This window comes from Thiomicrospira cyclica ALM1, assembly GCF_000214825.1.
Lineage (GTDB): Bacteria > Pseudomonadota > Gammaproteobacteria > Thiomicrospirales > Thiomicrospiraceae > Thiomicrospira > Thiomicrospira cyclica.
The window spans coordinates 1,884,451-1,909,112 of record NC_015581.1 but is presented as its reverse complement, the minus strand read 5'-3'; the positions used below and the strand labels follow the sequence as shown (position 1 = coordinate 1,909,112).

General features: G+C 41.7%; 22 protein-coding genes. 8 read left to right on the top strand and 14 right to left on the bottom strand.

Going from position 1 to position 24,662, the window contains the following annotated elements; translation table 11 throughout:
* Positions 1-11: 11 nt before the first annotated feature.
* The 4 genes from THICY_RS08430 to THICY_RS08415 are packed head-to-tail and all read right to left on the bottom strand — an operon-like array spanning position 12 to position 5,054.
* Complete coding sequence (locus THICY_RS08430; RefSeq protein ID WP_013836189.1) at positions 12-1,973, bottom strand: BCCT family transporter; 1,962 nt, start codon at positions 1,971-1,973, stop codon at positions 12-14.
* 15 nt (positions 1,974-1,988) lie between these two features.
* On the bottom strand, positions 1,989-3,362 hold the full coding sequence (gene mnmE, locus THICY_RS08425) for a tRNA uridine-5-carboxymethylaminomethyl(34) synthesis GTPase MnmE (RefSeq protein WP_013836188.1): 1,374 nt from the start codon (positions 3,360-3,362) through the stop codon (positions 1,989-1,991).
* On the bottom strand, positions 3,343-4,143 hold the full coding sequence (locus THICY_RS08420; protein WP_157862738.1) for an MlaA family lipoprotein: 801 nt from the start codon (positions 4,141-4,143) through the stop codon (positions 3,343-3,345). The genes mnmE and THICY_RS08420 overlap by 20 nt, the downstream gene beginning before the upstream one ends.
* 8 nt (positions 4,144-4,151) lie before the next feature.
* Positions 4,152-5,054: a hydrogen peroxide-inducible genes activator gene (locus THICY_RS08415; protein ID WP_013836186.1), complete on the bottom strand. Its 903-nt coding sequence runs from the start codon at positions 5,052-5,054 to the stop codon at positions 4,152-4,154.
* A 258-nt stretch (positions 5,055-5,312) separates the two neighbouring features.
* Between THICY_RS08415 and THICY_RS08410 the strand changes: the two genes are divergently transcribed.
* Positions 5,313-5,879 (top strand): nitroreductase family protein, encoded by a 567-nt coding sequence (locus THICY_RS08410; protein ID WP_013836185.1) that lies wholly within the window; start codon positions 5,313-5,315, stop codon positions 5,877-5,879.
* Here THICY_RS08410 and THICY_RS08405 read toward each other — a convergent pair.
* From THICY_RS08405 to THICY_RS08390, 4 genes are read right to left on the bottom strand one after another with little or no spacing between them, the layout of a single operon-like run.
* Complete coding sequence (locus tag THICY_RS08405) at positions 5,876-7,519, bottom strand: acetolactate synthase large subunit (protein ID WP_013836184.1); 1,644 nt, start codon at positions 7,517-7,519, stop codon at positions 5,876-5,878. The two genes, THICY_RS08410 and THICY_RS08405, sit on opposite strands and share 4 nt — an antisense overlap.
* A gap of 25 nt (positions 7,520-7,544) precedes the next feature.
* Positions 7,545-8,189 carry a thiol:disulfide interchange protein DsbA/DsbL gene (locus tag THICY_RS08400; RefSeq protein WP_013836183.1) on the bottom strand — a complete coding sequence of 215 codons (645 nt, stop codon included), beginning with the start codon at positions 8,187-8,189 and terminating at the stop codon, positions 7,545-7,547.
* Entirely contained in the window at positions 8,189-9,382 is a 1,194-nt protein-coding gene (ccsB, locus tag THICY_RS08395; protein WP_013836182.1) for a c-type cytochrome biogenesis protein CcsB, read from the bottom strand. Before ccsB ends, THICY_RS08400 begins: the two co-directional genes overlap by 1 nt.
* A gap of 12 nt (positions 9,383-9,394) precedes the next feature.
* A complete protein-coding gene (locus tag THICY_RS08390; protein WP_013836181.1) occupies positions 9,395-11,407 on the bottom strand; it encodes a cytochrome c biogenesis protein ResB in 2,013 nt (670 codons plus the stop codon).
* A gap of 88 nt (positions 11,408-11,495) precedes the next feature.
* Here THICY_RS08390 and yihA point away from each other — a divergent pair, with 88 nt between their 5' ends.
* A complete protein-coding gene (yihA, locus tag THICY_RS08385; RefSeq protein ID WP_013836180.1) occupies positions 11,496-12,116 on the top strand; it encodes a ribosome biogenesis GTP-binding protein YihA/YsxC in 621 nt (206 codons plus the stop codon).
* Between the two features lie 3 nt (positions 12,117-12,119).
* On the opposite strand, the gene THICY_RS08380 is transcribed toward yihA, so the two are convergent.
* Positions 12,120-12,953: a M48 family metallopeptidase gene (locus THICY_RS08380; protein WP_013836179.1), complete on the bottom strand. Its 834-nt coding sequence runs from the start codon at positions 12,951-12,953 to the stop codon at positions 12,120-12,122.
* Between the two features lie 133 nt (positions 12,954-13,086).
* Here THICY_RS08380 and hemF point away from each other — a divergent pair, with 133 nt between their 5' ends.
* The gene (gene hemF, locus THICY_RS08375) at positions 13,087-14,037 is read left to right on the top strand and encodes an oxygen-dependent coproporphyrinogen oxidase (RefSeq protein ID WP_013836178.1); all 951 of its coding nucleotides are present in this window, start codon (positions 13,087-13,089) and stop codon (positions 14,035-14,037) included.
* 4 nt (positions 14,038-14,041) lie between these two features.
* A complete protein-coding gene (locus tag THICY_RS08370; RefSeq protein WP_013836177.1) occupies positions 14,042-14,431 on the top strand; it encodes an RNA-binding S4 domain-containing protein in 390 nt (129 codons plus the stop codon).
* Here THICY_RS08370 and THICY_RS08365 read toward each other — a convergent pair.
* The 5 genes from THICY_RS08365 to recF all read right to left on the bottom strand — a co-directional run bounded on the left by THICY_RS08365 (position 14,385) and on the right by recF (position 21,371).
* Entirely contained in the window at positions 14,385-16,058 is a 1,674-nt protein-coding gene (locus THICY_RS08365) for a sensor histidine kinase (protein WP_013836176.1), read from the bottom strand. The two genes, THICY_RS08370 and THICY_RS08365, sit on opposite strands and share 47 nt — an antisense overlap.
* Positions 16,055-16,579: a hypothetical protein gene (locus THICY_RS08360; protein ID WP_245534959.1), complete on the bottom strand. Its 525-nt coding sequence runs from the start codon at positions 16,577-16,579 to the stop codon at positions 16,055-16,057. The genes THICY_RS08365 and THICY_RS08360 overlap by 4 nt, the downstream gene beginning before the upstream one ends.
* A gap of 192 nt (positions 16,580-16,771) precedes the next feature.
* Positions 16,772-17,704, bottom strand: a complete 933-nt coding sequence (locus tag THICY_RS08355) for a phosphoribulokinase (protein WP_013836174.1) — start codon at positions 17,702-17,704, stop codon at positions 16,772-16,774.
* Positions 17,705-17,769: 65 nt separating this feature from the next.
* Positions 17,770-20,205, bottom strand: coding sequence for a DNA topoisomerase (ATP-hydrolyzing) subunit B (gene gyrB / locus THICY_RS08350; protein ID WP_013836173.1), 2,436 nt, complete (start codon positions 20,203-20,205; stop codon positions 17,770-17,772).
* Positions 20,206-20,276: 71 nt separating this feature from the next.
* The gene (gene recF / locus THICY_RS08345; protein ID WP_041435890.1) at positions 20,277-21,371 is read right to left on the bottom strand and encodes a DNA replication/repair protein RecF; all 1,095 of its coding nucleotides are present in this window, start codon (positions 21,369-21,371) and stop codon (positions 20,277-20,279) included.
* A 163-nt stretch (positions 21,372-21,534) separates the two neighbouring features.
* Here recF and rpmH point away from each other — a divergent pair, with 163 nt between their 5' ends.
* The 4 genes from rpmH to THICY_RS08325 all read left to right on the top strand — a co-directional run bounded on the left by rpmH (position 21,535) and on the right by THICY_RS08325 (position 24,647).
* A complete protein-coding gene (gene rpmH, locus THICY_RS08340) occupies positions 21,535-21,669 on the top strand; it encodes a 50S ribosomal protein L34 (RefSeq protein ID WP_006460059.1) in 135 nt (44 codons plus the stop codon).
* Between the two features lie 8 nt (positions 21,670-21,677).
* Entirely contained in the window at positions 21,678-22,115 is a 438-nt protein-coding gene (rnpA, locus tag THICY_RS08335; protein WP_013836171.1) for a ribonuclease P protein component, read from the top strand.
* A complete protein-coding gene (yidC, locus tag THICY_RS08330) occupies positions 22,112-23,788 on the top strand; it encodes a membrane protein insertase YidC (RefSeq protein ID WP_013836170.1) in 1,677 nt (558 codons plus the stop codon). Before rnpA ends, yidC begins: the two co-directional genes overlap by 4 nt.
* Before the next feature lie 70 nt (positions 23,789-23,858).
* Positions 23,859-24,647: a sulfite exporter TauE/SafE family protein gene (locus THICY_RS08325; protein WP_013836169.1), complete on the top strand. Its 789-nt coding sequence runs from the start codon at positions 23,859-23,861 to the stop codon at positions 24,645-24,647.
* Positions 24,648-24,662: the final 15 nt, after the last annotated feature.

Sequence of the window (24,662 nt, the reverse complement as noted above, 5' to 3'; positions counted from 1 at the left end):
AATATATTCGGTTAACTATGCCAAGGTAAGTTTAAATTTGTTTGTTGTTGAAAAGCAAGATAGGCTTCAAAATGTTTAATGACATCATCCGCAATAGCAGTTTTATCCCAAGCATATAAATCAATTGCTTGTGGACCAGAGTTTAAATAGACTTCGGCAAGATAAACCATTTCGCTAAGTTCATCTACAGAACGCTTGGTCACACCGTAAATAAACGGTGATTGGATGCTATCAGTAAATTCAACTCTTAATTCAACCGAATCTTGGGAATCTGATTGCTGCAAACTCACATCCCAACCTTGCTGATCCATAGTTTCACATACCTGACGCAGAATAGGCACTAGGTGTTGCTCAAAAAATTTATCGAGTTGGTGTTTTGTAGTCGGTTTTTTTAAAGCTGTTAAGCGCGTCTGCCAGTTTAAATAGTCCGATGAGGGTGATGATTCATGCAACATACTCCGACGTTGTTGTTCGGCTTGTAATGCCTTAAATAAGGCAACAAGCATCACCAACATCACTAAAGTAAATGGCACAGCACTTAAGATAGATGCTGTTTGTAAAGCACCTAAACCGCCCGCCAATAATAAGCCTGATGCAATAGCGCCCAATAAGCCTGCCCAAAACAGTCGTTGCCAAAGTGCTGTTTCTAATGCACCGCCACTTGATAAACTGGCCAAAACCAAGGCTCCGGAATCCGCTGAAGTTATAAAAAATGTCATAATTAACAACATCGCTAGAACAGAAATCCATAATCCAAGTTGCAGTTCATTAAACAGCGCAAACAAGGCTAAACTATGGTCTTGTTGGACTTGTTGTGCTAACTGTTCAACACCTTCCTGCTCAATCAGAAATAAAGCCGTATCGCCAAATACTGAAAACCACAAAAAAGTAAAACTCACTGGCACTAATAACACACCAAAGATAAATTCACGCAGCGTACGCCCTTGACTAATTTTAGCGATAAACAGACCAACAAAGGGCGCCCAAGCAATGGTCCAGGCAAAAATAAACAGCGTCCAGTTACCCAACCAATCCGAACTGGTATAGGCTTGTAAATTAAACGTTCGGGCAACTAAACCGCTCAAATAGAGTCCGGTGTTTTCGATGAATCTTTCTAAAATAATTAAGGTTGGTCCCGCAATTGCCACAACAGTTAACAACACAATAGCAAGGGTCATATTGATAATAGATAAGCGTTTAATCCCTTTATCTAAGCCGACTGCTACTGAAATCATCGCCATCAAGGTCAGAACCAAAATAATGCTAATTTGAACCCCTGTTGCAAGAGGAATATTTGGCCAAATAGTGTTTAAACCCGCGTTTATTTGACTTACAGATAAGCCTAAGGTGGTAGCAAGTCCAAGCGTAGTCGCTAAAATTGCAATAACATCAATACTATGACCTATAGGGCCATTAATCCGCTGACCTATTAACGGATAAAAACAAGAGCGTAATGCTAAAGGTAGTTTGTGACGATAACTGAAATAAGCCAAGCTAATCCCGACCAACCCATAAATAGCCCAAATATGAAAACCCCAATGAAAATAGGCAATTTGCATGGATTGCTGCGCAAGCTGTGATGAATGCGTGTCGGCATAAGGTGGATTTAGATAATGCATGACCGGTTCGGCGACACCAAAAAAAAGTAGGGCGATGCCATAACCAGCAGAAAAGATCATAGCAAGCCAAACCCAAAAAGGATATTTTGCCGCTGTTTGATCTGCTCCTAAAGGGATTTGACCCCATGGAGAAAAAGCAATGATGATTAACCCAATCAGAAAAAACGCAACAGCGAGAATTATCATCCAGCCAAAGTTGTAAGTGACCGCACTTAGACTGGCTGTGAAAAACTGACCCATGCCATTTGGCACTAACAGGGTTAAGATTAAGAGCAGAAGCAATAATCCGACAGCGGGGATGAAAACCGGTTTACATCCAATCGATATGTTTTTTAGTGCGTTTAACCATCTCACACCAATAACTATAAATCATTTTCCAATGCAAAAGGAACTAAAAATTCGACCTAATAAATCATCAGAGGTAAAACGACCGGTGATTTCACTAAGCGCATCCTGTGCAATCCGCAGGTCTTCCGCCAGCAGTTCGCCGGCTCCCAAGTCTAGTTGAGTTTGTGCTAAAGATAGGTGTTGCTGAGCTTTGTCTAAGGCCACAAGATGGCGTTTACGTGCCAAAAAGACACTTTCATTGGTTTGCTTGTAACCCATGATACTTTTTAGATGTTCGATTAACAAAGACAAACCTTGCTTATGTTTCGCCGATAGCGCAATTTCATAACCCATAGCGGTTTTTGTTATCGAAGGTTGAGCCTTGATTAAATCAATTTTATTTTTGATCAAGGTTACGGATAAATTTTTCGGTAATTGAGCAATAATGGCTTGATCCTTTGGATCAATATCATCGCCAGCTTGTACCATAACTAACACATGATTAGCTTGTTCAATAGCCTGCCAAGCACGAGCAATACCGATTTGTTCAACGGCATCATGAGTATCCCGAAGTCCTGCTGTATCAAGGATATGTAGTGGCATACCATCAAGATGAATTTCAGCTTTGACAATATCACGTGTTGTGCCTGCGATATCAGTAACAATAGCCGTCTCTTCACCAGACAAAGCATTTAATAAACTAGATTTACCCGCATTAGGTTGACCTAAAATAACAACAGACATACCTTCACGCAGTAAAGCGCCTTGTTGCGCTTGTTCTAACACTAAAGTTAATTGTTGTTTAACCAAATCTAATTGCTGTTGGATATGACTATCCGATAAAAAATCAATTTCTTCTTCTGGAAAGTCAATCGCCGCTTCTACATACAAACGCAAACGAATCAGTTGTTCAACCATGTGTTCAATGGCTTTGGAAAAATCACCTTGAAGAGAACGTAATGCACTTTTGGCAGCTTGTGCCGATGTCGCAGAAATTATGTCAGCAATGGCTTCGGCTTGGGTTAAGTCTAATTTGTCATTTAAAAACGCTTGCTGTGAAAATTCACCAGGCCTGGCAGGACGAGCGCCTAATGCGATAATTTTTTCAATGAGCCATTGCATAATAATGGGACCGCCATGGCCTTGCAGTTCTAAAACATCTTCACCAGTAAAGGAATGGGGTGCTTTAAAACGTAATGCAATTCCTTGATCAAGAATATCGCCATTCTGGGCGTAGAAGGCACCGTAGTGCGCTTTTTTTATTTCAGGTAGGCAACCGAGCATTTGTTGTGCAATCTGTTCACTAGCAGGGCCAGATACACGCACAATACCAACACCACCTCGACCAGGTGGTGTGGCCAGCGCTACGATTGTGTCAGAATTTTGTTTAAGCTGATTAGTCAAAATCAAAGTCATCCAAGGCGTCTAAAGGTGGACTGCCATTATAAAGTTGATTGCGACGTAATTGGATACTGGCTTCACGAAAGAAAATGTACGGATCATCCATAGTTAACAAAGGGTCAATAAAATCAATGATATCAACGTACCGATCAAATTGATTGACTAGGGTTAATGTAAGATGTTCTTCTGTTGAGGCGTCTAAAAAATAGCGATAACCAGGGTCAACAGTATAGTCTACACCGAGTCCTGCAAGATCACGGGTTGAGCTAGGGCCTAAAAAAGGCAAAACTAAAAAATTTGCTTCTTTACCTATTCCCCAGACATAAAGTGTTTGGCCAAAATCCTCACGCTGATAAGGTAGGCCTGCTGGGGTAGCAATATCTAATAATCCACCGAAACCAAATACCGTATTGATTGAAAATCGCATGATATCGCTCATAGTACCTTCAGCATTACCTTGTAAGGCATTATTAAGCATGTTTAATGGCATGCGAAGATTGGTAAAAAAATTTCTTACTCCGGTTCTTATGGGTTGTGGTGTTATGCGTTCATAGCCACGTCCAACGGGTTCTCCAACGTATTGGTGAAAACTAAGATTAAAGTTGAACATCCGTCGATTAAAATTTTCATAAGGATCGGTGGATGTCGTTAAATGAGGTATGGGATTATTTAAAGAATCTTGGTTAGTTTGTTCGATATTAGATAGTAAATCGAGAACAGTACCTTCATTAGCAAAGCTAATTGTTGTAGGTAGCATCAAGCTAAAAATAACACATAGAGACGTTATAAATTTCATAATTACCATTATTTATAGGTACAGTTTAAATTAATATTTTTTAAAGTATGAAGCATGCAATCAATAGCAGCTTGGTGTCCATAGCTTTTTCGCCAAGCTAAAACAACATCACGTTCTGGTTGATATTGACTAAATTCACGAATGGTTAGTAATTTATCATCATAATTATTAACTGAGCTACAAGGTAAAATACTAATGCCAGCATTTGAAGCCACCATAAATCGAATTGTTTCGATAGAGCTACTTTCTAAAGTTTTTTGTAAACGGTGTTCAATTTGTTGTTGTGGCAGACTTGCTAATACTTGGTTTCTAAAACAATGTTTTTCACCAAGTAGTAGTAATTTTTCTTCCGCAAGGTCTGTAATAGTTAGACTCGCTTTTTTTGCTAATGGGTTTTTGTTTGATAGCGTGATCACAAATGGTTCTTTGTAAATAAGTCTTGTTTCAATATTTGGTTCATCAAATGGCAATGATAAAATTACAAAGTCGAGTTCACCAAGGTGAAGTTTTTTGATTAATTCCTCAGTGTAGTTTTCTTGGATAATGAATTGAATACTTGGATGTGTTTTTTGAAATTCTGAAATAAGTTTTGGAATGATATATGGACCTATAGTAAAAATAGCTCCGAGTTTAATTTCAGTAATATCTTTATTTTGTGTTTGCCTAGCTAAATCCTTTATAAGGTTAGTTTTTTGATTGATTTCTTCAGCTAATGCAATGATTTTTTCACCTATAGGTGTTATTAAGATATCACTTTTTTGTCTTTCAAAAATAGTGATTCCAAGTTCTTCTTCTATTTTTTTTATCGCGATGCTTAGGGTAGGTTGACTCACATAGCATAGTTCAGCTGCTTTGCGAAAATGACGTTCTTTAGCGACAGCTAGAATGTATTTGAGTTCATTGAGGGTCATGAAGTTATCCCTAAAGGTTTATATATTTTATTTAATTTTATTGTTTTTGTTTTTCTTGTGTCATCATGAATCATGTATAACTTTAAAAATCCTTTAAATTATAACAACTTAGTTTGTGGTTAGGTGTATGAATAAAGTCTGTTTAAACCTTAAGACAGCCTGTGTATAGATTGTGAATCCTTTTTGATTCGTTATAATTGTCTTCAGGTTATCCACATTAACTAACAGCTTGTTATCAATTTATAAATTAGAGTATTTATGCTAACATCTATAATAAAAAGTCGTAGAAGCATTTTTCAGTTTAAGCCAGAGGTGGTTCCTAATACGGCTATCAATCAATGTTTAGAAGCTGCAATTTGGGCACCTAACCATGGTTTAACCGAACCTTGGCGTTTTTATGTTATTGGGACTCAAATGCACATAAGGCTAGCATCTATTTATGCCGAACTTCGCGCTTCAAAACGTGCTAACAAGACTGATATCAACAATTATCAATCTGTTTATGATCATGCGATTAAAAAATTTATGTCTATTCCAAAATTAATATTTGTTGGTCAAGCAATTGATTCAGACCTCGTGGTTCAAGCTGAAGATTTTGCTGCTTGTGCTTGTGCCATCCAAAATTTTCAATTGGCGGCATGGGAATTAAATTTAGGTGTTCAGTGGAGTACGGGTCCTATAATTAATGCCCCAGAGACGGCCAATTTGTTACAGATTGATCCTAGCAAAATACAGCTAATAGCGGCACTCTATATAGGTTATCCTAAGGCTATTCCCAATACTTCCCGCCGACCCTACTTGGAATTAACCCAATACTACGATTAGTCATGCATTTCGGTGATAACAGACCCTAGTAATTGGGTTAATCGATCATTTTGCGAATAGTCTACTGGGCAATCGATAACACTGACAGTATTGTCTTTTAACGCTTGTTCAAGTGTAGGAAGCAATTCATCGGCCTGATTAATTCGGTAACCCTTAGCTCCGAAGGATTGGGCGTATTGAACAAAATCTGGGTTTTTAAAATCAATATAAGCAGCACGACCGTACTTTCGGGTCTGTTTCCATTCGATTAAGCCATATTGACTGTCATTCCAAATAAGGATGACAATCGGTGTTTCACAACGTAATGCCGTCTCAATTTCTTGTGAATTCATCATAAATCCAGCATCGCCTGTAACTGCAACCACCGCACGATTAGGCATTGCTAGTTTGGCAGCAATTGCTCCTGGAACAGCAATTCCCATCCCTGCAAAGCCATTTGAAATGATACAGGTATTAGGTTTTTCAGCTCGAAACATTCGAGCAATCCACATCTTGTGAGCACCCACATCGCAAATTGCAATATCGTTTGACTTCATTGCTGTGCGCAAATCCCAAATGATTTTTTGCGGCAATAATGGAAAATCTTGACTGACCTTACAGCGATTCATTTCAGCCATAGTAGCGTCACGTAAGGGGTGATCTAGTGGAAAATTAGCACGTGTATTAAGCATAGCACTCAGTTGCAACAAATTACTAGCAATATCGCCAATCAATTCAATTTCAGGCAAATAAGAAGCATCAACCTCGGCAGGTAATGGGTCAATATGAATAATGCGGTGTTGATGTCGAGGGTTCCATAAATGAGGATGGTATTCCACCATATCAAAACCAATACAAATAACCAGGTCTGCTTTTGAAAAGCCACCATTCTCATAATCACCCTTCTGTAAACCTGCGGTACCCATAGCAGTAGCATTTTTAAAAAAAGGCACAACACCTTTGGCCATAAACGTGTTAACAGTCGGTATGTTTCGTTGTTTAGCAAGTGCATAGACTTGCGCTGATGCATTAGCACGAATAGCACCATTACCAACCAGTATTAAAGGTGATTCTGCCGATTGAATAGCAAGAACGGCTTCTTTTATTAGTTTTTCACTAGCTGTGGTTGGGCGAGAATGCTTAACAGGCAGTGGCTGTGACAAGGTAGCCATTTCCGCAATATTTTCTGGAAAATCAATAAAACTGGCGCCGGGTTTTTCAGTCTGAGCGATTTTAAAAGCTTTACGCACTACCTCGGGAACCGTATCTGGTTCCAATATTTGAGTAGCGTACTTAGTGATGGGTTTGAACATGCTGACTAAATCTACAACTTGATGAGATTCTTTGTGCATGCGGGTGGTTGCAGCTTGCCCAGCAATAGCAACCAAAGGCGCGTTATCCATATTGGCATCGGCTACGCCCGTAACAAGATTTGTTGCGCCAGGACCGAGTGTAGATAAACATACACCGGCTTTACCGGTTAAGCGACCATAAACATCAGCCATAAAAGCGGCACCTTGTTCGTGGCGGGTGGTAATAAAGCGAATTTCTGAATCTAATAGAGCATCAACAAGGTCTAAATTTTCCTCGCCAGGTATGCCAAAGATGAATTCAACTTGTTCATTTTCTAAACATTTGACAAATAATTGGGCGGCATTCATGTTTAAACCTTAATTAGAAGGGACTTTAAGCCTCAAGGTTGAGCAAAGTATTAACATTCTGCCATAGCGGTTGATGACCACCACTTAATGTAAGGTCAGTCAAATAACGTCCATTGATAATGAGACTAGGAACGCCATCTATGCCATAAGCTTGGGTACGACGCTGAGCACGTCGAACAGCTTGATCCACTTTGAATGAATTAAAGCTCTGGATAAATTGTTCACTTGTAACTCCAAACTGGCTATGAAATTCTGCAATAGTACCTAAGGATGTCAGTGGTAAGCGATCGCGATGCAGTGCATCAAAAAAGGTGCGATTAGATTGTTCTGAAATATCCAAATCATCGGCTGCATAATAAACACGAGCCATAAATATCCAGCTCTGATTATTTAATACGGCAGGCATGCGTTCAAAGTTTACATGATTAGGTTTTGTTTCTAACCAGTTATAAAGACTCTCTTGTAGGTTGTAACAATGGGGACAACCATAAAAAAAGACCTCAGTGACTTGTTTTGAATGAGGAGTTATGGATTGAATTTCCCTAACCTCTCGATAATCAATGCCCGGGCTAAGGCGAGCTAATGCGGGTTTTGAAAAAGCAAGCCCGCTAAGCAGGCCTGCTCCTGTTAACCGCACAGCTTGTCTGCGAGTTAACTTAGTTTGCTTCATTAGAGTTCACCGTAAGAATGCAATCCTGATAGGAAGATGTTCACACCAAGGAACGCAAACGTAGTAATAAACAAGCCAACAATAGCCCACCATGACATGACCGCACCGGTCCAACCCTTAGTCATGCGTAAATGCAACCAAGCGGCATAGTTTAACCAGACAATAAGTGCCCAAGTTTCTTTTGGATCCCATGACCAGTAACCACCCCAAGCTTCAGCAGCCCACATGGCACCTAATACCGTAGCTACTGTAAAGAAGGCAAAGCCAATAGCAATAGCGCGGTACATAATGTTTTCCATGGTTTGTAGACCAGGTAAGCTAGCTAACAAACGGTGTTGCGGCGAACGCTTTTCTAATGATAAACGTAATAGCACAGCAACACCTACCATGGCAGCAATTGAGAAACCACCGTAGCCAACAAAATTAGTGGGTACGTGAATTTTCATCCACCAGCTCTGTAATGCTGGAATCAACGGTTGAATCTCATGCGCTTGACGATCAAAAACATACCAAAGAACAAATAGCACTGATACGCTCATCACCACCATAACAAAACCGCCCATAGCACGAGTTTTGAATTTTTGCTCATAGTACAAATACATTAGGATTGTCATGACGATGAATAGAATAAATACTTCATATAATGAGCTGACAGGGATATGACCATAGTCGATATTGATTAGGTAAGATTCATACCAGCGAACCATCAGGCCTACAAAGCCCATAGTAGCAGCAGTCCAGGCTAGAAAAGTTGACAAACGATAAATGAAGTCAGAATTCCTGAAGAAAGCCACAAAATAAGTAACTGTAGATACAAGCACTAAAAAGCTCATCCACATAATTGCAGCTTGGCTAGAGATTAAATATTTTAAAAAGAAATTAGTCTCTTGTGCGGCATATTCGTTTCCATTGAGTTGGTACATCCACAAAGCCATCAAGGTAATAGCAGTTACGGTGTAGAAATGTGTTTGGAAGCTACGCCAATACCACCCCATCCAAATCGTGGCAAGCGCTGTTCCGAATAGTATGGCTTCCTCATAGACATCCATAAAATCGCTGTAAACAAGCCATGATACGATGCATGCTGCAGCTATAAATGCGGCCCAGAGGTAGTCACGTGGTAAAAATAGATTCCAAAAACTCTCTTTTTTCGGCATTCTATTAGTGGGTGTTTGATTAATTGTAGTTTCCATTTGGTGTCCGTCCTATGCTTTGAACTTGTTAACCATTGCTTCAAATTCAGCGTCTGTTTCGGGTAGTTTTCGATTATCTTTGGACGCTAGTGTTACTTCAGTATGACCCTCGTGAGGTCTAATATGTACCCAAAATCGTCTTTGGCGAACATAAAACATAAAGAATATTCCAATTATAAGCAAGAAGCTGCCAATATAAACCACATTTTTTCCCGGTGATTTAGTGATTTGCAAACCACTTGACTGAATTAAAGTAAAGTCAGTTAATTGTAAAAATACTGGTGGACCAAAGCGATGTAATGCTCCAACGGCTGTGAGTGCATCTTCAAACCAAACTTGATGGGCATCGCTAATATCTTGATTAGCGTTCATTGTCACACCTTCTTGTTCTAATAGGTGAATGTAGAGGCTTTGTAACGCATTAGCCAGTTGACCAAAGTAAAAAGAGGCTACCGCTTCTTGATCATCGAATGGTACATTTTCTTCTATAAATCGGCTAATACCGTCAAATCCTCCTCGACGATAAAGCTGGGTTAACTGCTGCATAAGTTGAATATGCATGCTGTAATCACGTTCATCCATTTCCAAAGGTTTTGGGAAGGCTTCCCGCCAAATAACAGCGGCATTGTTTGGGTTATTAATGAGCGCAAGCATGTTAAAGAAACGTTCCATTGAACGTTTGTCATCTGCAGGAACGAATAGGTATCTAAAATCATCACGCACGTCGCTTCTAACACCTGTCATGTAGAACCAGCGACCTTCTTGTTCGTTCGGAATCATATAGTGCTCGTATTCCATCGCAATACCCTGTTCATTTCGAACTCGGTAAAGAACAGTAGGACCATTATTTTTCATCTTCCGGCCTGTAATAGCAGCTTCTTCTTCATCACGAGGTACGATGTTATAAAGCTGGAAGTCATCAAACTCGATTCGGAAGCGTCCCTCGGGAGTGTTAATGTATTCCTGACGGTTTATAGCTGACTCTAGTACTGTTTTAGATGGAATCGGCGCATTTAAGGCATGAATGTTGAAGTTTACCAGTGAACCGCCATCACCATATGAGGCTTGATAAATTGCAAAGTTTTTATAATAAAGTGGATAATTAACGGCAATCGTTTCACGAATTGGTTCTTCGTGATCCTGTGAATAGAGAACGATGTCACTTTCATAGGATTTTGGCATGCCATTATCGTAATAATCAACCCTAAAGGCTTCTACTTCAATTCTGAAGGGCAACTGTTGAACAAGATAGCCTTGACGGTGGGGTAGAAATAACACATCAGCACTCCGCCCTTCACGAATATTCACATTACCACGATAAGAAAAGTTAACCGGTGTGAGCCAGGCATTAGTTTTTACTTCATCTAAGGGCACACTTCGCGTTTCAGCTTCAAGGTCACCAAATATTTCATTGAACCGCAAATAGGCGTTACTGTCCATGAGTGCGCCAATGACAATAATAATGATTGATACGTGTGAGAAAAAATAGCCAACTCTATTCCAGTGACCTTTTAAACCCGCGACGGTTACACTGCCGTCACTACGTTGATTAATACGGGTTTTATAACCCTCTGCTTTAAGCATGGCTTCGGCAAAAGATTGTTGTTCTGCAATAGAATATGCCGCTGTATAAGTTGTGTTGTTAGGTTGATGTTTCAAAGCGGTGAGTGATAATTTTTCACTATATTGCTTCATTTCTTTAACAAAAACCGGTGTGTTTCGTGTAACACAAACGCTTGTAGATACTAATAAAAATAATAAAACCAACATGAACCATCCAGCTAGATAAACTTCATATAGGTTAAGGCTCAAATAGACTTCATACCAAAAAGGACCAAATTTCAAAATATAGTCTTGAACGACTTGATCTTGTTGTAACACTGTACCTATGACGGATGCAATAGCAAGCATAACCAAAAGTGTAATGGCAAGGTTCATTGAACCTAAAAATTCAACCCACAAGCCGGGCTTTTTGACCAGTTTCTGGTTGGACTTCGGTTGAGCAGTGGCATTTACATTTGACATATCAAAACCCTAGCTTATTAGTTGGTTTTTATTTCGGAGATTGAGTATATACTTCTACGCAACAATATAAAAGGTAAAAAATTAACAAATGAATCAACACCCGCTCTATCAAAAAGCACAATACTTAAAAAGTGCTCCGAACTTATCACATTGTCCTGAAGATCAGGGTTATGAAGTAGCTTTTGCCGGTCGCTCTAATGCTGGAAAATCAAGCGCTTTAAATGTTATTTGCAGTCAAAAAAGTTTGGCGCGCACCAGCAAAACGCCCGGTCGCACCCAAATGATTAACTATTTTCAGTTAGACGAACAACGTTCTCTGATTGACTTACCGGGTTATGGTTTTGCGAAGGTTAATGTCAAAGTGAAGCGTGTTTGGGAGGCGGGCCTTAGTGATTATATTGAGCAACGTCAGGCGTTGAAGGGATTGATTTTGATGATGGATGTGCGCCATCCACTACAACCATTAGATGTGTTGATGCTCGATTGGTGTGCTGAGTTAAAACTGCCTATTCATATTTTGCTAACCAAAGCAGACAAGTTAAGTCGCAATCAGGCTAACCAGGCCTGGTTACAACTTAATAAACATTTACAAGATAAGTACCCCTTAGCCAGTGTCCAACTTTTTTCGTCGCTTAATAAGCAAGGATTGGAGCAGGCCTGGCAACAGCTCGATAGTTGGTTTGACTACTCTCTGGAAGATAGGCCTTGATATTTAATTTGCCTTACGTTCAGCCAACGCTTGCTGATAAATCGGTTGTAAACGAGCCGAATAGCGGGTTAAGTCCGATATACGTGAATCATACGAAGGATGGGTACTTAAAAACTCTGGTGGCGCACCACCTTGTGACAATTTTGCCATCCTTTCCCAAATCCCAATAGCCGCCGCAGGATCGTAACCACTGCGGGCGGCCAATTCGATCCCAATGCGATCCGCTTCTACTTCATGAACCCGACTAAAGGGTAACAAAATCCCAACATTCATGACGGCGTCGGCTAAATCCAGTACCCCACCTTGAACACCGGTGAGTTGACCCACTACACTTAAGCCCACTGAGCCAACTTGCGCTTGTGAAATACGTTCACGAGCATGTTCACGTAATTCATGCGCCATTTCATGGCCCATAATCGCTGCGATTTCATCATCATTAAGCGATAGTTGCTCAATCAAGCCGCTATAAAACATAATTTTGCCGCCTGGCATCACCCAAGCGTTGATAGTGTCATCTTGAATGAGGTTAACTTCCCAATTCCAGTTAACCGCATCAGGACGAAAGTGAGCCGTGTAGGGAATCATTTCATCAAGAATACGGGTTAATCGCGCTAGCATCACGGGGTCTTGATTTAGCGTACCGGCCTCACGTGCTTCATTTTTTACTGTTTGATAGGCTTCTCTGCCGGCTTTGACTAATTCGGCTTGTGAAATTAAAAAGAACTGGGAACGATTGATATCAACCAGGCCTGGTGACGTTGAGGTTGTAGTACAACCCATTAACAATAAGCCAATGAGCAGTGGTGTAAGTGTCGAAGTTTGGAATCGAATTTTCATGCCAGGTCTCGTTTAATAAAAGTATGCAGTAAGTTTAAACGTTTTTGTTTAATTTTAAACAACTCCATCACTGGTTATAATGACGAGTAAAAGTAAACCCAATATTAAATCTTATGATAGTTAAGGAAGCCTTATGTCCGATCACCGCCAAATTGATGTTGCTGCCGTAAAAGCCTATTTATTAAATTTGCAAGATGATATTTGCCAACAATTGGGTGCGGAAGAAACCGCACCGGTTGAATTTATAACCGATAGTTGGGAGCGAGATGGAGAAGAAGGTCACATGGGTTTAACTGGTGGTGGTCGTTCGCGGGTACTGGAACAGGGTGAGGTGATTGAGAAAGGTGGCGTAAACTTTTCGCACGTGCGTGGCAAAACCCTGCCTGTATCGGCTACCGCGCATAGACCTGAGTTAGCCGGGCGTTCTTTTCAAGCGCTTGGGGTGTCCTTAGTGATTCATCCGCGCAATCCTTATGCCCCAACCTCCCATGCCAATGTGCGGATGTTTCTTGCTGAAAAAGAGGGTGAGGCACCAGTTTGGTGGTTTGGTGGTGGTTTTGATTTAACGCCGTTTTATCCGTTTGATGACGATGTGGTGCATTGGCATCAGCAAGCTAAGGCAGCTTGTGATCCGTTTGGTGACCAGGTGTATGCCGACTATAAAAAATGGTGTGATGAGTATTTTTATTTAAAGCACCGCCAAGAAACCCGCGGCGTTGGCGGTTTGTTTTTTGATGACTTAAATGCGTCAGGATTTGAACAAAGTTTTGCGTTCATGCGCTCAATTGGGGATCATTATATTAAAGCCTATCGACCGATTTTAGCACGTCGTAAGGATACAGCTTATGGTGAGCGGGAGCGCGACTTCCAGCTTTATCGCCGTGGCCGTTATGCGGAATTTAACTTGGTGTTTGATCGTGGCACCTTATTCGGTTTACAAACCGGTGGACGCACCGAATCAATCTTAATGTCGATGCCACCGTTGGTAACTTGGAAATACAATTATCAGCCCGAGCCAGGCAGTGCCGAAGCGAAGTTGTTTGGTTATTTAACCCCGCGTGATTGGTTAGGTGTTGCCGGTTAAAACTATGACTGAACTCGACAAGGTCGATAAGATTAGACTAGATAAGTGGCTTTGGTCTGCGCGTTTTTTTAAAACCCGTGGGCTGGCATCTGAAGCGCTAAAAGGCGGTAAAGTGACTTTAAATGACACTAAGCCTAAGTCAAGTAAAACGGTGAATCTGGGTGATAGATTGGCGATTACTCAGGCGCATCGCAAAGTTCTTATAACAGTTATTGCTTTGAGTGATAAACGGGGCAATGCTGAGCAAGCACAAGCCCTCTATCACTTAGAGTCAGAAACCTTGATTCAAAATAAAAATCCACAAGACCAAGCTTTAGCTGGCTATAGAGAGAAGGGAGCGGGTCGTCCTACGAAGCGTGAGCGTCGTCAGTTATCCGATTGGTTGGACAATTAAAGCGCAAAATAAAACAAGACCCTTTGCCAAGCTCTGAAATTATCGCCAGCTCAGCGTCATATAAATCAACAATATTTTTGACAATCGCCAACCCAATGCCAACACCTTCGGCTTCGGATTTGGTCGTATAAAAAGGCGTTAGGCATTGCGACTGCTGTTCCTTTGTCATGCCCATACCATTATCAGCCACGGTCAAAACCATTTGATTTGATTCCATATACGAGTGGATTTTGATCCAGGGCTGGTAATCAGTCACTGGGATGGTGGTGATTTTTTCTTCAATAGTATCTTTTGCGTTTGCAATTAAGTTAACTATGATTTGTTCTAATTTGTGGTACTCGATAAAAAGTAACGGTGCGGCGTAATCGAGATTTTCAATGAGCTTAATATTGTCTAATCGATACGCTTGTTTAACAAACCTGACCGCAGAACCAATAACATCTGGCACTTTTACCCATTGTGCTGGTGCTTGCTCTAAACGAGCAAATGATCGAATATTACGAATGATGCGATCAGCTCGATCAACTTGTTCAATAATCGTTTGGTCTAGCTCCTCTACAAATTGATGATTGTCATATGAGCTGTCACGCTGATGAAAATGATTTAAGCTTTCCGCAGCCAATCGAATGACTGCTAGGGGTTGTTTAACTTCATGGGCGATACCCGAAGCCATTTCACCAAGGGTACGTAAACGACTTAAATGAGCCAGCTCCGTTTGGTGTTTTAACTCCGCTTGAGCTGAACGCAATGCCTGAATATTTTTTATTAATACTATGAATTGATCGTGTTTATCTAAGCTAACTTGTTGCATTTTGCTGATAGTCATTAAGCCGATTTCATCGCGTTGAGCACCCTGTTTGAAACGCACCTCAATCGGATGATTAAGCTTACCTGCAAGAATATGTTCGATAGACTCATTGTGAAGGGTTTCAATAAAGTCACATAGAAAGTTATTTCTTGTATTATCTGATGCATTAATAATCGAGCTCTGCTTCACAATTTGACCAGCCGCGTTGACCATTAATAAGCTATCTTCTAGGCTGTTTAGGATGGCTTGATTATGTTGCTGGGTATTTATAAGTTGCTGCAATAAGCGTTTTAAAAGGATCCAAAAACCACTGAGTAGCACTAGCATTAAAGCTAAGGTTATGAACAGTTTTTCCTTCAAGTCATTAATGAGTCGTTGATGATTATAGGGGTTAACCCAAAACTCCCCATCAGCCAAAAGTTCAGCGCTTTTGGAGTCAAAAATAGCTAGTGAAACGCGAAAACAGTCATCACATATTTGGCCTTCAAGCAGCGGTGGACGTTTAATTACCGCGGGATTAAATCTTAGCGAAATAGCATTAATAAATGGTTGTTGATTGTCATCGTTATAAAGCAGTAATAGGCTCGTTGCCAATTTAGTCTGATGTTCATCAGCTAATACCCTATAATGTGCTAGCGGTTGCGAAAGCGTGTTAACTAATAACGTTGCTTGATCTTGTGCTTCTTGTTCAAGGCGTGGCTGCAACATATGAAAGAAGTAAATGAAGGACGCAGTGACAATTAATAGGATGATGGCGCCAAACCCTAGTCCCAGTTTTGCCTGTGTCAGTGATTTGGTATTTTTTAGCCAGGTTTTCATGGCTGTTCCTGTGGTGGGTATTGGTCGGCAATCGTATTAAAAAAGGGCCTAAATGCCCAGTTTTTATTGGTTATTTGATTGCGATTGAGTTGAGGTCTAATAGTGGCTTTAACCACTAAACCAACATCTAAACCTAAGGGTACGCTACCAATAAAAGGTGAAAAGCTTAAGGTGCTAGGTTGGTTAATTATTTCAATTAGCGCCGAGTTTATTAGCGCTGGATCGGTAATAAAAATTAAATGTAGTTGACTTGCATCAAATATAAGTTGATAAGGTTCAAGGCCTGACACGAGGGTGTAAGGTAAATTTAATTGGGCACTTAGGTTTTTAGCAATGGGTTTGGCTAGTTGTTTATTGTTTTGGGTAGAATAAAGCACAATCAATTGATAGGTTGCTTTCTCATTCGGTGCAATCGCTTGAACAATGCGAGGGAAAAACTCACCACCAACCAATAAAAGTCTTGAATCGCGTGCATCTAGTGCCAACACGGGCGAACAGATACTCAAGAGCAGTGTGAGCACTATTAATTGTAACCAATTGTGACAACATGCCTTATTTACAATCCACACGAAGGTCTCGAGTTCTAACTTTTCTTAAATAATTAATCATTGTAACAATATAATCAGCAAAACATCGCATGGCTGATGTGGGATAAAAAAACCCGCTCATAAAGCGGGTTTTAGTAATGGCCTTTTAACCAAGCTCGGTTTATGCTATTTTGCCAAAGCTGCACGTTTACGTTCAACCAAGTTATGGATGATGGGTGACATGAGTAAATCCATTGCTAGCACCATATGTTCGGAGTTATAAACCAAGGTTTCAGTTGTTTGTAACCAAGCGCCTGGGATTTTGTCCGCGATAGCTTGTAAATCAATATCTTGATGTCGAACGTGCGTTACCATTAATGAGTTTTTAGGCTCAGGGACTAGCGCCGCTTCATCTTTTAGAGTTGAAAACGGATCTGAGGTGTCGACTAACGGCACGCGGTGGAAGTTAATATGTGTACGATGGAATTGTGGCACGATATATTCTATATAATCTTCCATACGTTCTAAAATCACATCACGAACCTGACCAACTGAATAAGGACGCTCGGAGGTATCACGGTAGATTTTTTGCATCCATTCGATGTTTACGACAGGACAAACACCGATCCCTAAATCGACATACTGTGAAACATCATGCATGCCTTCTGCTGGACCATGGTCTTTACGTTTAACCATGCCATGTAAACCTTCATAGAACAGCACATCAGTGCCTTCTGGAATATCTTCCCAAGGTGTGAATTCACCCGGTTTTAAATTAGTACCTAAACGAGCATTGTGTTCGGCCGCTTCTTCGTCGCTATGAATATAGTAACGGCGCTTACCAGTGCCCGTTTCGCGGTATTGGGCAAACAATTCTTCCAGCTTTTCAAATTCGTTGGCATGCTCAGAGAAATGGGTTAATGGACGGCCACCATTTTCTTTACTATCAGCAACTTTAGCACGCATGCTCATACGGTCATATTTATGAAAACTGTCGCCTTCGATAATCGCGGCATTCAGGTTTTCACGTGCAAAAATTTGCTCAACAGCGCGTTTCACAAATGAGGTCCCGGCTCCAGAGGAACCAGTAACCGTTACGATAGGGTGAATTGCAGACATAAAAAGCCTCCTTCTAAACAATGAACAGAGTCATTGCGACCAAGATGGTCTGTTAATCAAAAAAATTAAACATCAATATTTTCCGCTTTAAGCGCGTTACTTTCGATAAAGTCGCGTCGCGGTTCAACGTGGTCGCCCATTAGCGTTGTAAAGACCTGATCGGCTTCTATAGCGTCTCGTACTTTGACTTGCAGCAAGCGGCGAGTTTCGGGATTCATGGTCGTTTCCCAAAGCTGTTCGGGGTTCATCTCCCCCAGACCTTTATAGCGTTGAACACTTTGACCACGTTTAGCTTCATTGAGCAACCAGTCTAGAGCATCGGTAAATGATTCCACGGGTTGTTGTTTTTCACCCCGTTGGACGTAAGCTGACTCAGTTAGTAAACCCTGAAGTGTTTCACTAAGTTTAGCCATGGCTGTATATTCTGGAGACATAAAGAACTCTTCACCGAAGACTTGGCTTGTTAAAGTGCCATGTTCACGTTGCGCTAGGCGAATTTGGAACTTTGCCTCACCATCGAGAGCCGGTTCAATATGAAGGTTATACGTCACTTTTTGAAGCTCACCGATTGCTTGTAAACGCGGTCCGAGTGTTTTAACCCATTCATCTAATGCATCATAGTCGTTGAGCAGCGCTAGGTCCAATGCCGGTGTGTCAGTTAATAATTGCAATAAGGTTTGACTATATCGACGCGATAAACGACCAATAATCCGTTTAACTTGTAGATATTGTTTAGCGAGCTGTTCTAATGCGACTTCTTTAATGCTGGGACCTTGCTCGTTGACCCAAAGTGCCGCTGTATCTAAGGCACTATTAAGAAGGTAGCCTTCTAGCTCGGCATCGTCTTTTAAATAGGTTTCTTGTTTGCCTTTTTTTACTTTGTAGAGTGGTGGCTGAGCAATATACACATAGCCATTTTCAATTAAATCGGGTAGTTGACGATAGAAAAAGGTTAATAGAAGCGTACGAATATGCGAACCGTCTACGTCAGCATCGGTCATAATAATGATGCGATGATAGCGTAGTTTTTCGAGATTATATTCGTCAGGCCCAATACCGCAACCTAGTGCGGTTATGAGCGTGCCTACTTCCGCTGATGAGATCATCTTGTCAAAACGAGCGCGTTCGACGTTAAGGATTTTACCTTTTAGTGGCAAAATAGCTTGGCGACGACGATCACGTCCTTGCTTAGCTGAACCTCCTGCGGAATCACCCTCCACTAGATAAAGTTCACTCAACGCGGGATCTTTTTCTTGGCAATCCGCCAATTTACCTGGCAGGCCTGCGATATCCAAAGCCCCTTTGCGGCGAGTCATTTCGCGCGCTTTTCGTGCCGCTTCACGCGCACGTGCCGCATCAACAATCTTGGCAAAAACCGCTTTGGCTTCGTTGGGGTTTTCTAACAAGTATTCAGCCAGTTTTTCATTCATCGCGGTTTCAACTGCTGACTTTACTTCAGAAGACACTAACTTGTCTTTGGTCTGTGAAGAGAATTTTGGATCTGGTACTTTCACCGAAATAACCGCAGCAAGTCCTTCACGCGCATCGTCGCCAGACACGTTGATTTTAAACTTTTTATTTAAGCCTTCTTTCTCAATATAACTGTTTAGCGTTCGAGTCAGTGCGGCGCGGAAGCCAGATAAATGAGTTCCGCCATCGTGCTGAGGAATATTATTGGTAAAGCAAACAATCGACTCTTGATAAGACTCAGACCATTGCATGGCAACTTCAACGGTAATGTCATCCTTTACCGTTGAGAAATGGAAGGCTTTTGCATTGATTGGGGTTTTATTGTGATTAATAAAATCGACAAACGCCAAAATACCGCCTTCATATTGGAAGACTTGTTTTCGATCGTCTCGTTTATCAATCAGCTCAATATGAACGCCTGAGTTTAGAAAAGACAACTCACGTAGTCTCTTTAGTAGGTAATCAAAATTGTATTCGGTGATGGTAAAAATTTCACTACTGGGTTTAAAGCGAATTTCAGTACCGGTTTTGTCGGAATCACCCATAGCCGCTAGAGGGGCTTGTGGCACACCTAAGTGGTAGGTTTGTTTCCATATTTTACCGTGGCGATGGATGGTTAGGTTCAGTTCTTCAGAAAGGGCGTTTACAACAGAAACACCAACTCCGTGCAAGCCACCAGACACTTTATAGGAGTTATCATCGAACTTACCACCGGCATGGAGTACAGTCATAATGACCTCGGCGGCTGAAACACCTTCTCCTTCATGTATATCGACAGGAATGCCTCGACCGTTATCGGTAACTGAGACGGATCCATCCGTGTGGATGGTAACTTTAATCGTGTCACAATGGCCAGCAAGCGCTTCGTCAATCGCGTTATCAACGACCTCAAACACCATATGATGTAGACCTGAGCCATCATCGGTGTCTCCAATATACATGCCTGGACGCTTACGAACAGCGTCAAGACCTTTTAAAACTTTAATCGAGGAAGAATCGTATTGCTTAGGTTCTATAGGCGTTGTAGACATAGGTTTCAGTACTTTTTAACAGGCTAAATAATCTTTTGATTCTACCACAAATTTAGAATAAATTGTGATGACTAGGTGGATGGTCGAAGTTGGCTGTTGTGTAAATAGAAAACATGCCGAGAATCCTTATGAGTAGCGGGGATGAGTTCGAGGGACGTTGTAGTCACAAGGTGTTGAATATGCATTTCTTGCAGTAAGTTCAGCAGTTTAAAGCGATGTGTCTCATCCAGTTCGGCAGGCAAGTCATCAATTAGCATGATAACGGATTCTCCGGATTGTTCGGCTAAATATTGCGCCTGAGCAAGTAGTAAAGAACAAACTAACAACTTTTGCTGACCACGAGATAGGCGCATTAGAGCATCCTGTTGGTCGACTTTAATGCGAATATCCATGCGATGAGGCCCATATTGAGTAAATCCCAATTGGCGATCTTTTGAAAGGTACTGCTGCAAGCTGTCCCCGAAATTTTGATAATGACTACTCCAGCCAGGATAAAAACTAAGGGTAAGGTTATGTTGTTCGTTAAAGCGCGGCATCAGGTATTCGGCAAAATCAAGCAGGATAGGTTCGAGTTTTTGAAGGTAGTCGCTACGGATGGCATTAACCGCTAAGCCAGCCCCAATAAGGTTTTTATCCCATAATGCGATCTCATCTAAAGGGCGTTGTTGCTTGAGTGCCATATTACGTTGTTTTAGAGCGCGCTGAAATTGGCGCCAGTGACCTATAAACTCAGCATAGTGAAAAAAACAACCCCAGTCTAAAAACCGGCGCCGAGCTTTTGGGCCCTCGGTTAACAGCTGGTGACTCTCTGGAGTTAATAGCTGTAAAGGTAAGCATTGACTGAGGTCAGATTGGGTGGCATTTTTTTGACCATCTAAATGGATAATGGTTTGAATGGCATCTCGACATAAGCCGAGTCTGTGAGTTCTATGTTGATGGGCAACCTCACAATATAATGTAAATTGGTTGTGGTCCTGTTGAATGAGTTGTTTGGGCTGATTGGCTCGAAATGAGCGACCGCTCGCTAAAAACCATAAAGCTTCAATTATGGCAGTTTTACCTGCTGCATTATCACCGACAATAATATTTTGTCCACTACCAAGAGTCCACTCAATCTGTGAGAGGTTGCGAAAATGCTGTAGCTTAAGGCAATCAATTTGAGCCATAGGGAAACTAATTTTGTTTAGGAAATAAAGATAACGCATTTTAGCATGCCTATTTAAAGCGAAATTTCAATTGTTTAGTTGATTTTGCTTGCATTTCCTGAGCGGCTTAACTAGAATTCACTGTTCAAATTTTTTGATCAAATTATTGCAATAGGATTTAGACATGAAACGTACTTTTCAACCTAGCGTTATCAAGCGCAAGCGCAACCACGGTTTCCGTGCTCGCATGGCAACTAAAAATGGCCGTAAAGTGCTTGCAGCACGTCGTGCCAAAGGCCGCGCGCGTTTGACTGTGTAAACAGCACAATGACCGTCCTTAGCGATAGTCAACCAGTCGCTGTGGCGGCAGCGCGCTTCGATGCGCTAGCCCGCCAAACACTTCCCAAAACTGTTCGTTTGCTCACCCCTAAAGATTACCAAGCTGCTTTCCAACAAGCTGAAAAGTTTGCTAATCGCCATTGGACGCTGATCGTTAAAGCCAATCAACAACCTTTACCTCGGTTAGGCCTCGCTGTATCAAAAAAACAATTATCCCGGGCTGTGTGGCGTAATCGTATAAAACGTATTGCTCGTGAGGCATTTCGTCAACATAAAATAGACTTATGCGGTTATGATATTGTGGTTTTAGGGCGCAAAGGAACCGAGTGTGTGACTTCAGCGCAATTGCACGCCAGTTTTGAGCATCTTATTAAAAAAATTAAACTCAGTGAGTTAAATAAGCTAAGCGTTAAGGAACAAGCATGAATATGAAAGCGTTTTGGTGGATTGCGTTAGCTTTCACCGCTATGTGGATTTGGTTTGAATGGATGAAGTTCAATGCACAGCCCTCAACGACGACCGCCACCGCCATCGAACAACAGACTGCTCGGGACTTTGATGTACCTGCGCCAAATATTAATCGTACCGCTGAGCAGCAGGCTGATGTTCCACGTGCTGCTGGTTCCAATATCATCCCTCAACAACAACGGATTCGCATAGAGACGGATGTACTGCAACTAGAAGTTGATACCTTGGGTGCAGATATTCGCGATGCGCGGATTATTCCGCATGGTATGCCTCGCGATCCAAATACGCCGTTCCACTTGATGAGCGATCAAGGGCCATTAATGTACTTTGCGCAAAATGGTTTAGTGGCGAATGCTGAAACCGGGTTGCCAGCACCGACGCATCGAGCCATTTTTGAAACACCAAAAACTGAATATATTATGACTGAAGATACCTTACGGGTGCCATTTACCTGGCGTGAAGGGGGTGTTGAGGTAACCAAGTATTATGTGTTTACCCGGGGTTCATATTTAATTGGTTTGGAGTTCGAAGTCACCAACTTAACAGAGCAGTCTTGGTCGGGTAGCTTATATTCGCAATTTGTTCGTACCGCGTTTGATCCCTATTCACAGGCATTGATGTATACTTATACCGGTCCGGTGTTTTATGATCATTTTAGTGATGATAAAAAATACAACAAAATTTCATTTAGCGATTTAAACACCCAGCCACTAGAAAACAAGCTTATTCAAGGTGGCTGGGCCGCGATGATTCAGCATTATTTTGTGACCGCCGTGGTGCCCGATCAAAATGTAACCAATGTGTTTTATGCTAACCAAGTTGAACCAGGACGCTACCGAATTGGTGTCGTTGAGCCCGAGGTGCAAATTGCGCCTGGCGCAACAGCGACCATTCAATCACAAATTTACATTGGTCCTACAGAACAAAATGTCTTGCGTCAAATCGCACCAGGCCTGGAGCGCACCATTGACTATGGTATGTTTACGATTTTAGCTGAACCTTTGTTTTGGTTGCTGAACCATATCAACAATATCGTTGGAAACTGGGGTTGGTCGATTATCGTATTGACGATTTTGATTAAGTTGGCTTTCTATTGGTTATCGGCTAAGAGCTACTATTCAATGGCGCGGTTACGTAAGTTCCAGCCCAAGCTTAAGCAGTTGAAAGAAAACTATGGCGATGACAAGGTAATCTTCCAGCAAAAAATGATGAAGCTGTACAAAGAAGAGAAGATTAACCCCTTAGGCGGCTGTTTACCGATACTGGTGCAAATGCCGGTATTTATTGCGCTTTATTGGGTGCTCATCTACTCGGTGGAAATGCGTCAGGCGGAATGGATTTTGTGGATTAATGACTTGTCGGTAAAAGACCCTTATTTTGTCTTGCCGGTCTTGATGGGCTTGACCATGTGGGTTCAACAAAAGCTTAATCCAACCGCAATGATGGATGAGATGCAGCAAAAGGTGATGAAGTTTTTACCATTTATCTTTACCATCTTCTTTATGTGGTTCCCAGCAGGCCTGGTACTGTACTGGTTGATGAATAACATCCTATCGGTTTCGCAGCAGTGGTATATTACCCGCAAAATTGAACGCGGTGAGGCGGCAGAAGCCAACGCAAAAAAACGGTAGCTATTAACGTTTGAAAGGCTTTGTAAGGACCATGGCAATCCCATGGTCTTTTTGTTTAAAGGACTAAACCTTGATAATAGAATTAGCAATCTACTTGGCGGCAGGGGCGTTAGCAGGTTTATTAGCAGGCCTGCTAGGTATCGGTGGCGGACTGGTGTTGGTGCCGATTTTAAGTTCGGTATTTTTAATTTATCTTGATACACCTTATATTGTGCATATTGCGATAGCCACCTCGCTTGCGACTATCTTGGTAACCTCAATAGGCTCTGTTTGGAGTCATCACCGCCATGACGCTGTGAATTGGCGCTTAATAAGCGTTATGTTGCTAGGCGTTAGCGTTGGTGGCTTTTTGGGCGGCTGGATTGGCCAATTTTTTGCGACGGCCGTTTTGGCAATTATGTTTGGGCTGCTAGAGATTTTAGTGGCCTTGCAGTTGTTAATGGGCAAGCAACCGCCGCCACAACGCAATCTACCTGGCAAGTTAGGTTTGAATGGTTGGGGGGGAGGCATAGGTTGCTTATCCTCACTGCTTGGAGTGGGTGGTGGTTCCATGCTCACGCCTTATTTTGTGTTTCACAATATGACGATGCGCCAAGCAATTGCAACCTCGTCAGCATTAGCTTGGCCAATTGCCTTGATGGGTACGATAGCTTATATGATCTCTGGCTGGTGGGTGCCCGACTTACCAGACTATACGCTGGGCTTTATTTATTGGCCGGCATTATTGGCCATCGTTTCAGCCAGTACAGTGATGGCATTTTTTGGTGCCAAGCTGACCCACAATATGCCGATTAAGTTTTTGAAACAGGCGTTTGCTATTATGTTGTTGTTGTTAGGGATTAAAATGCTGTTTTTTTAGCAGCGCAGAGTTAAT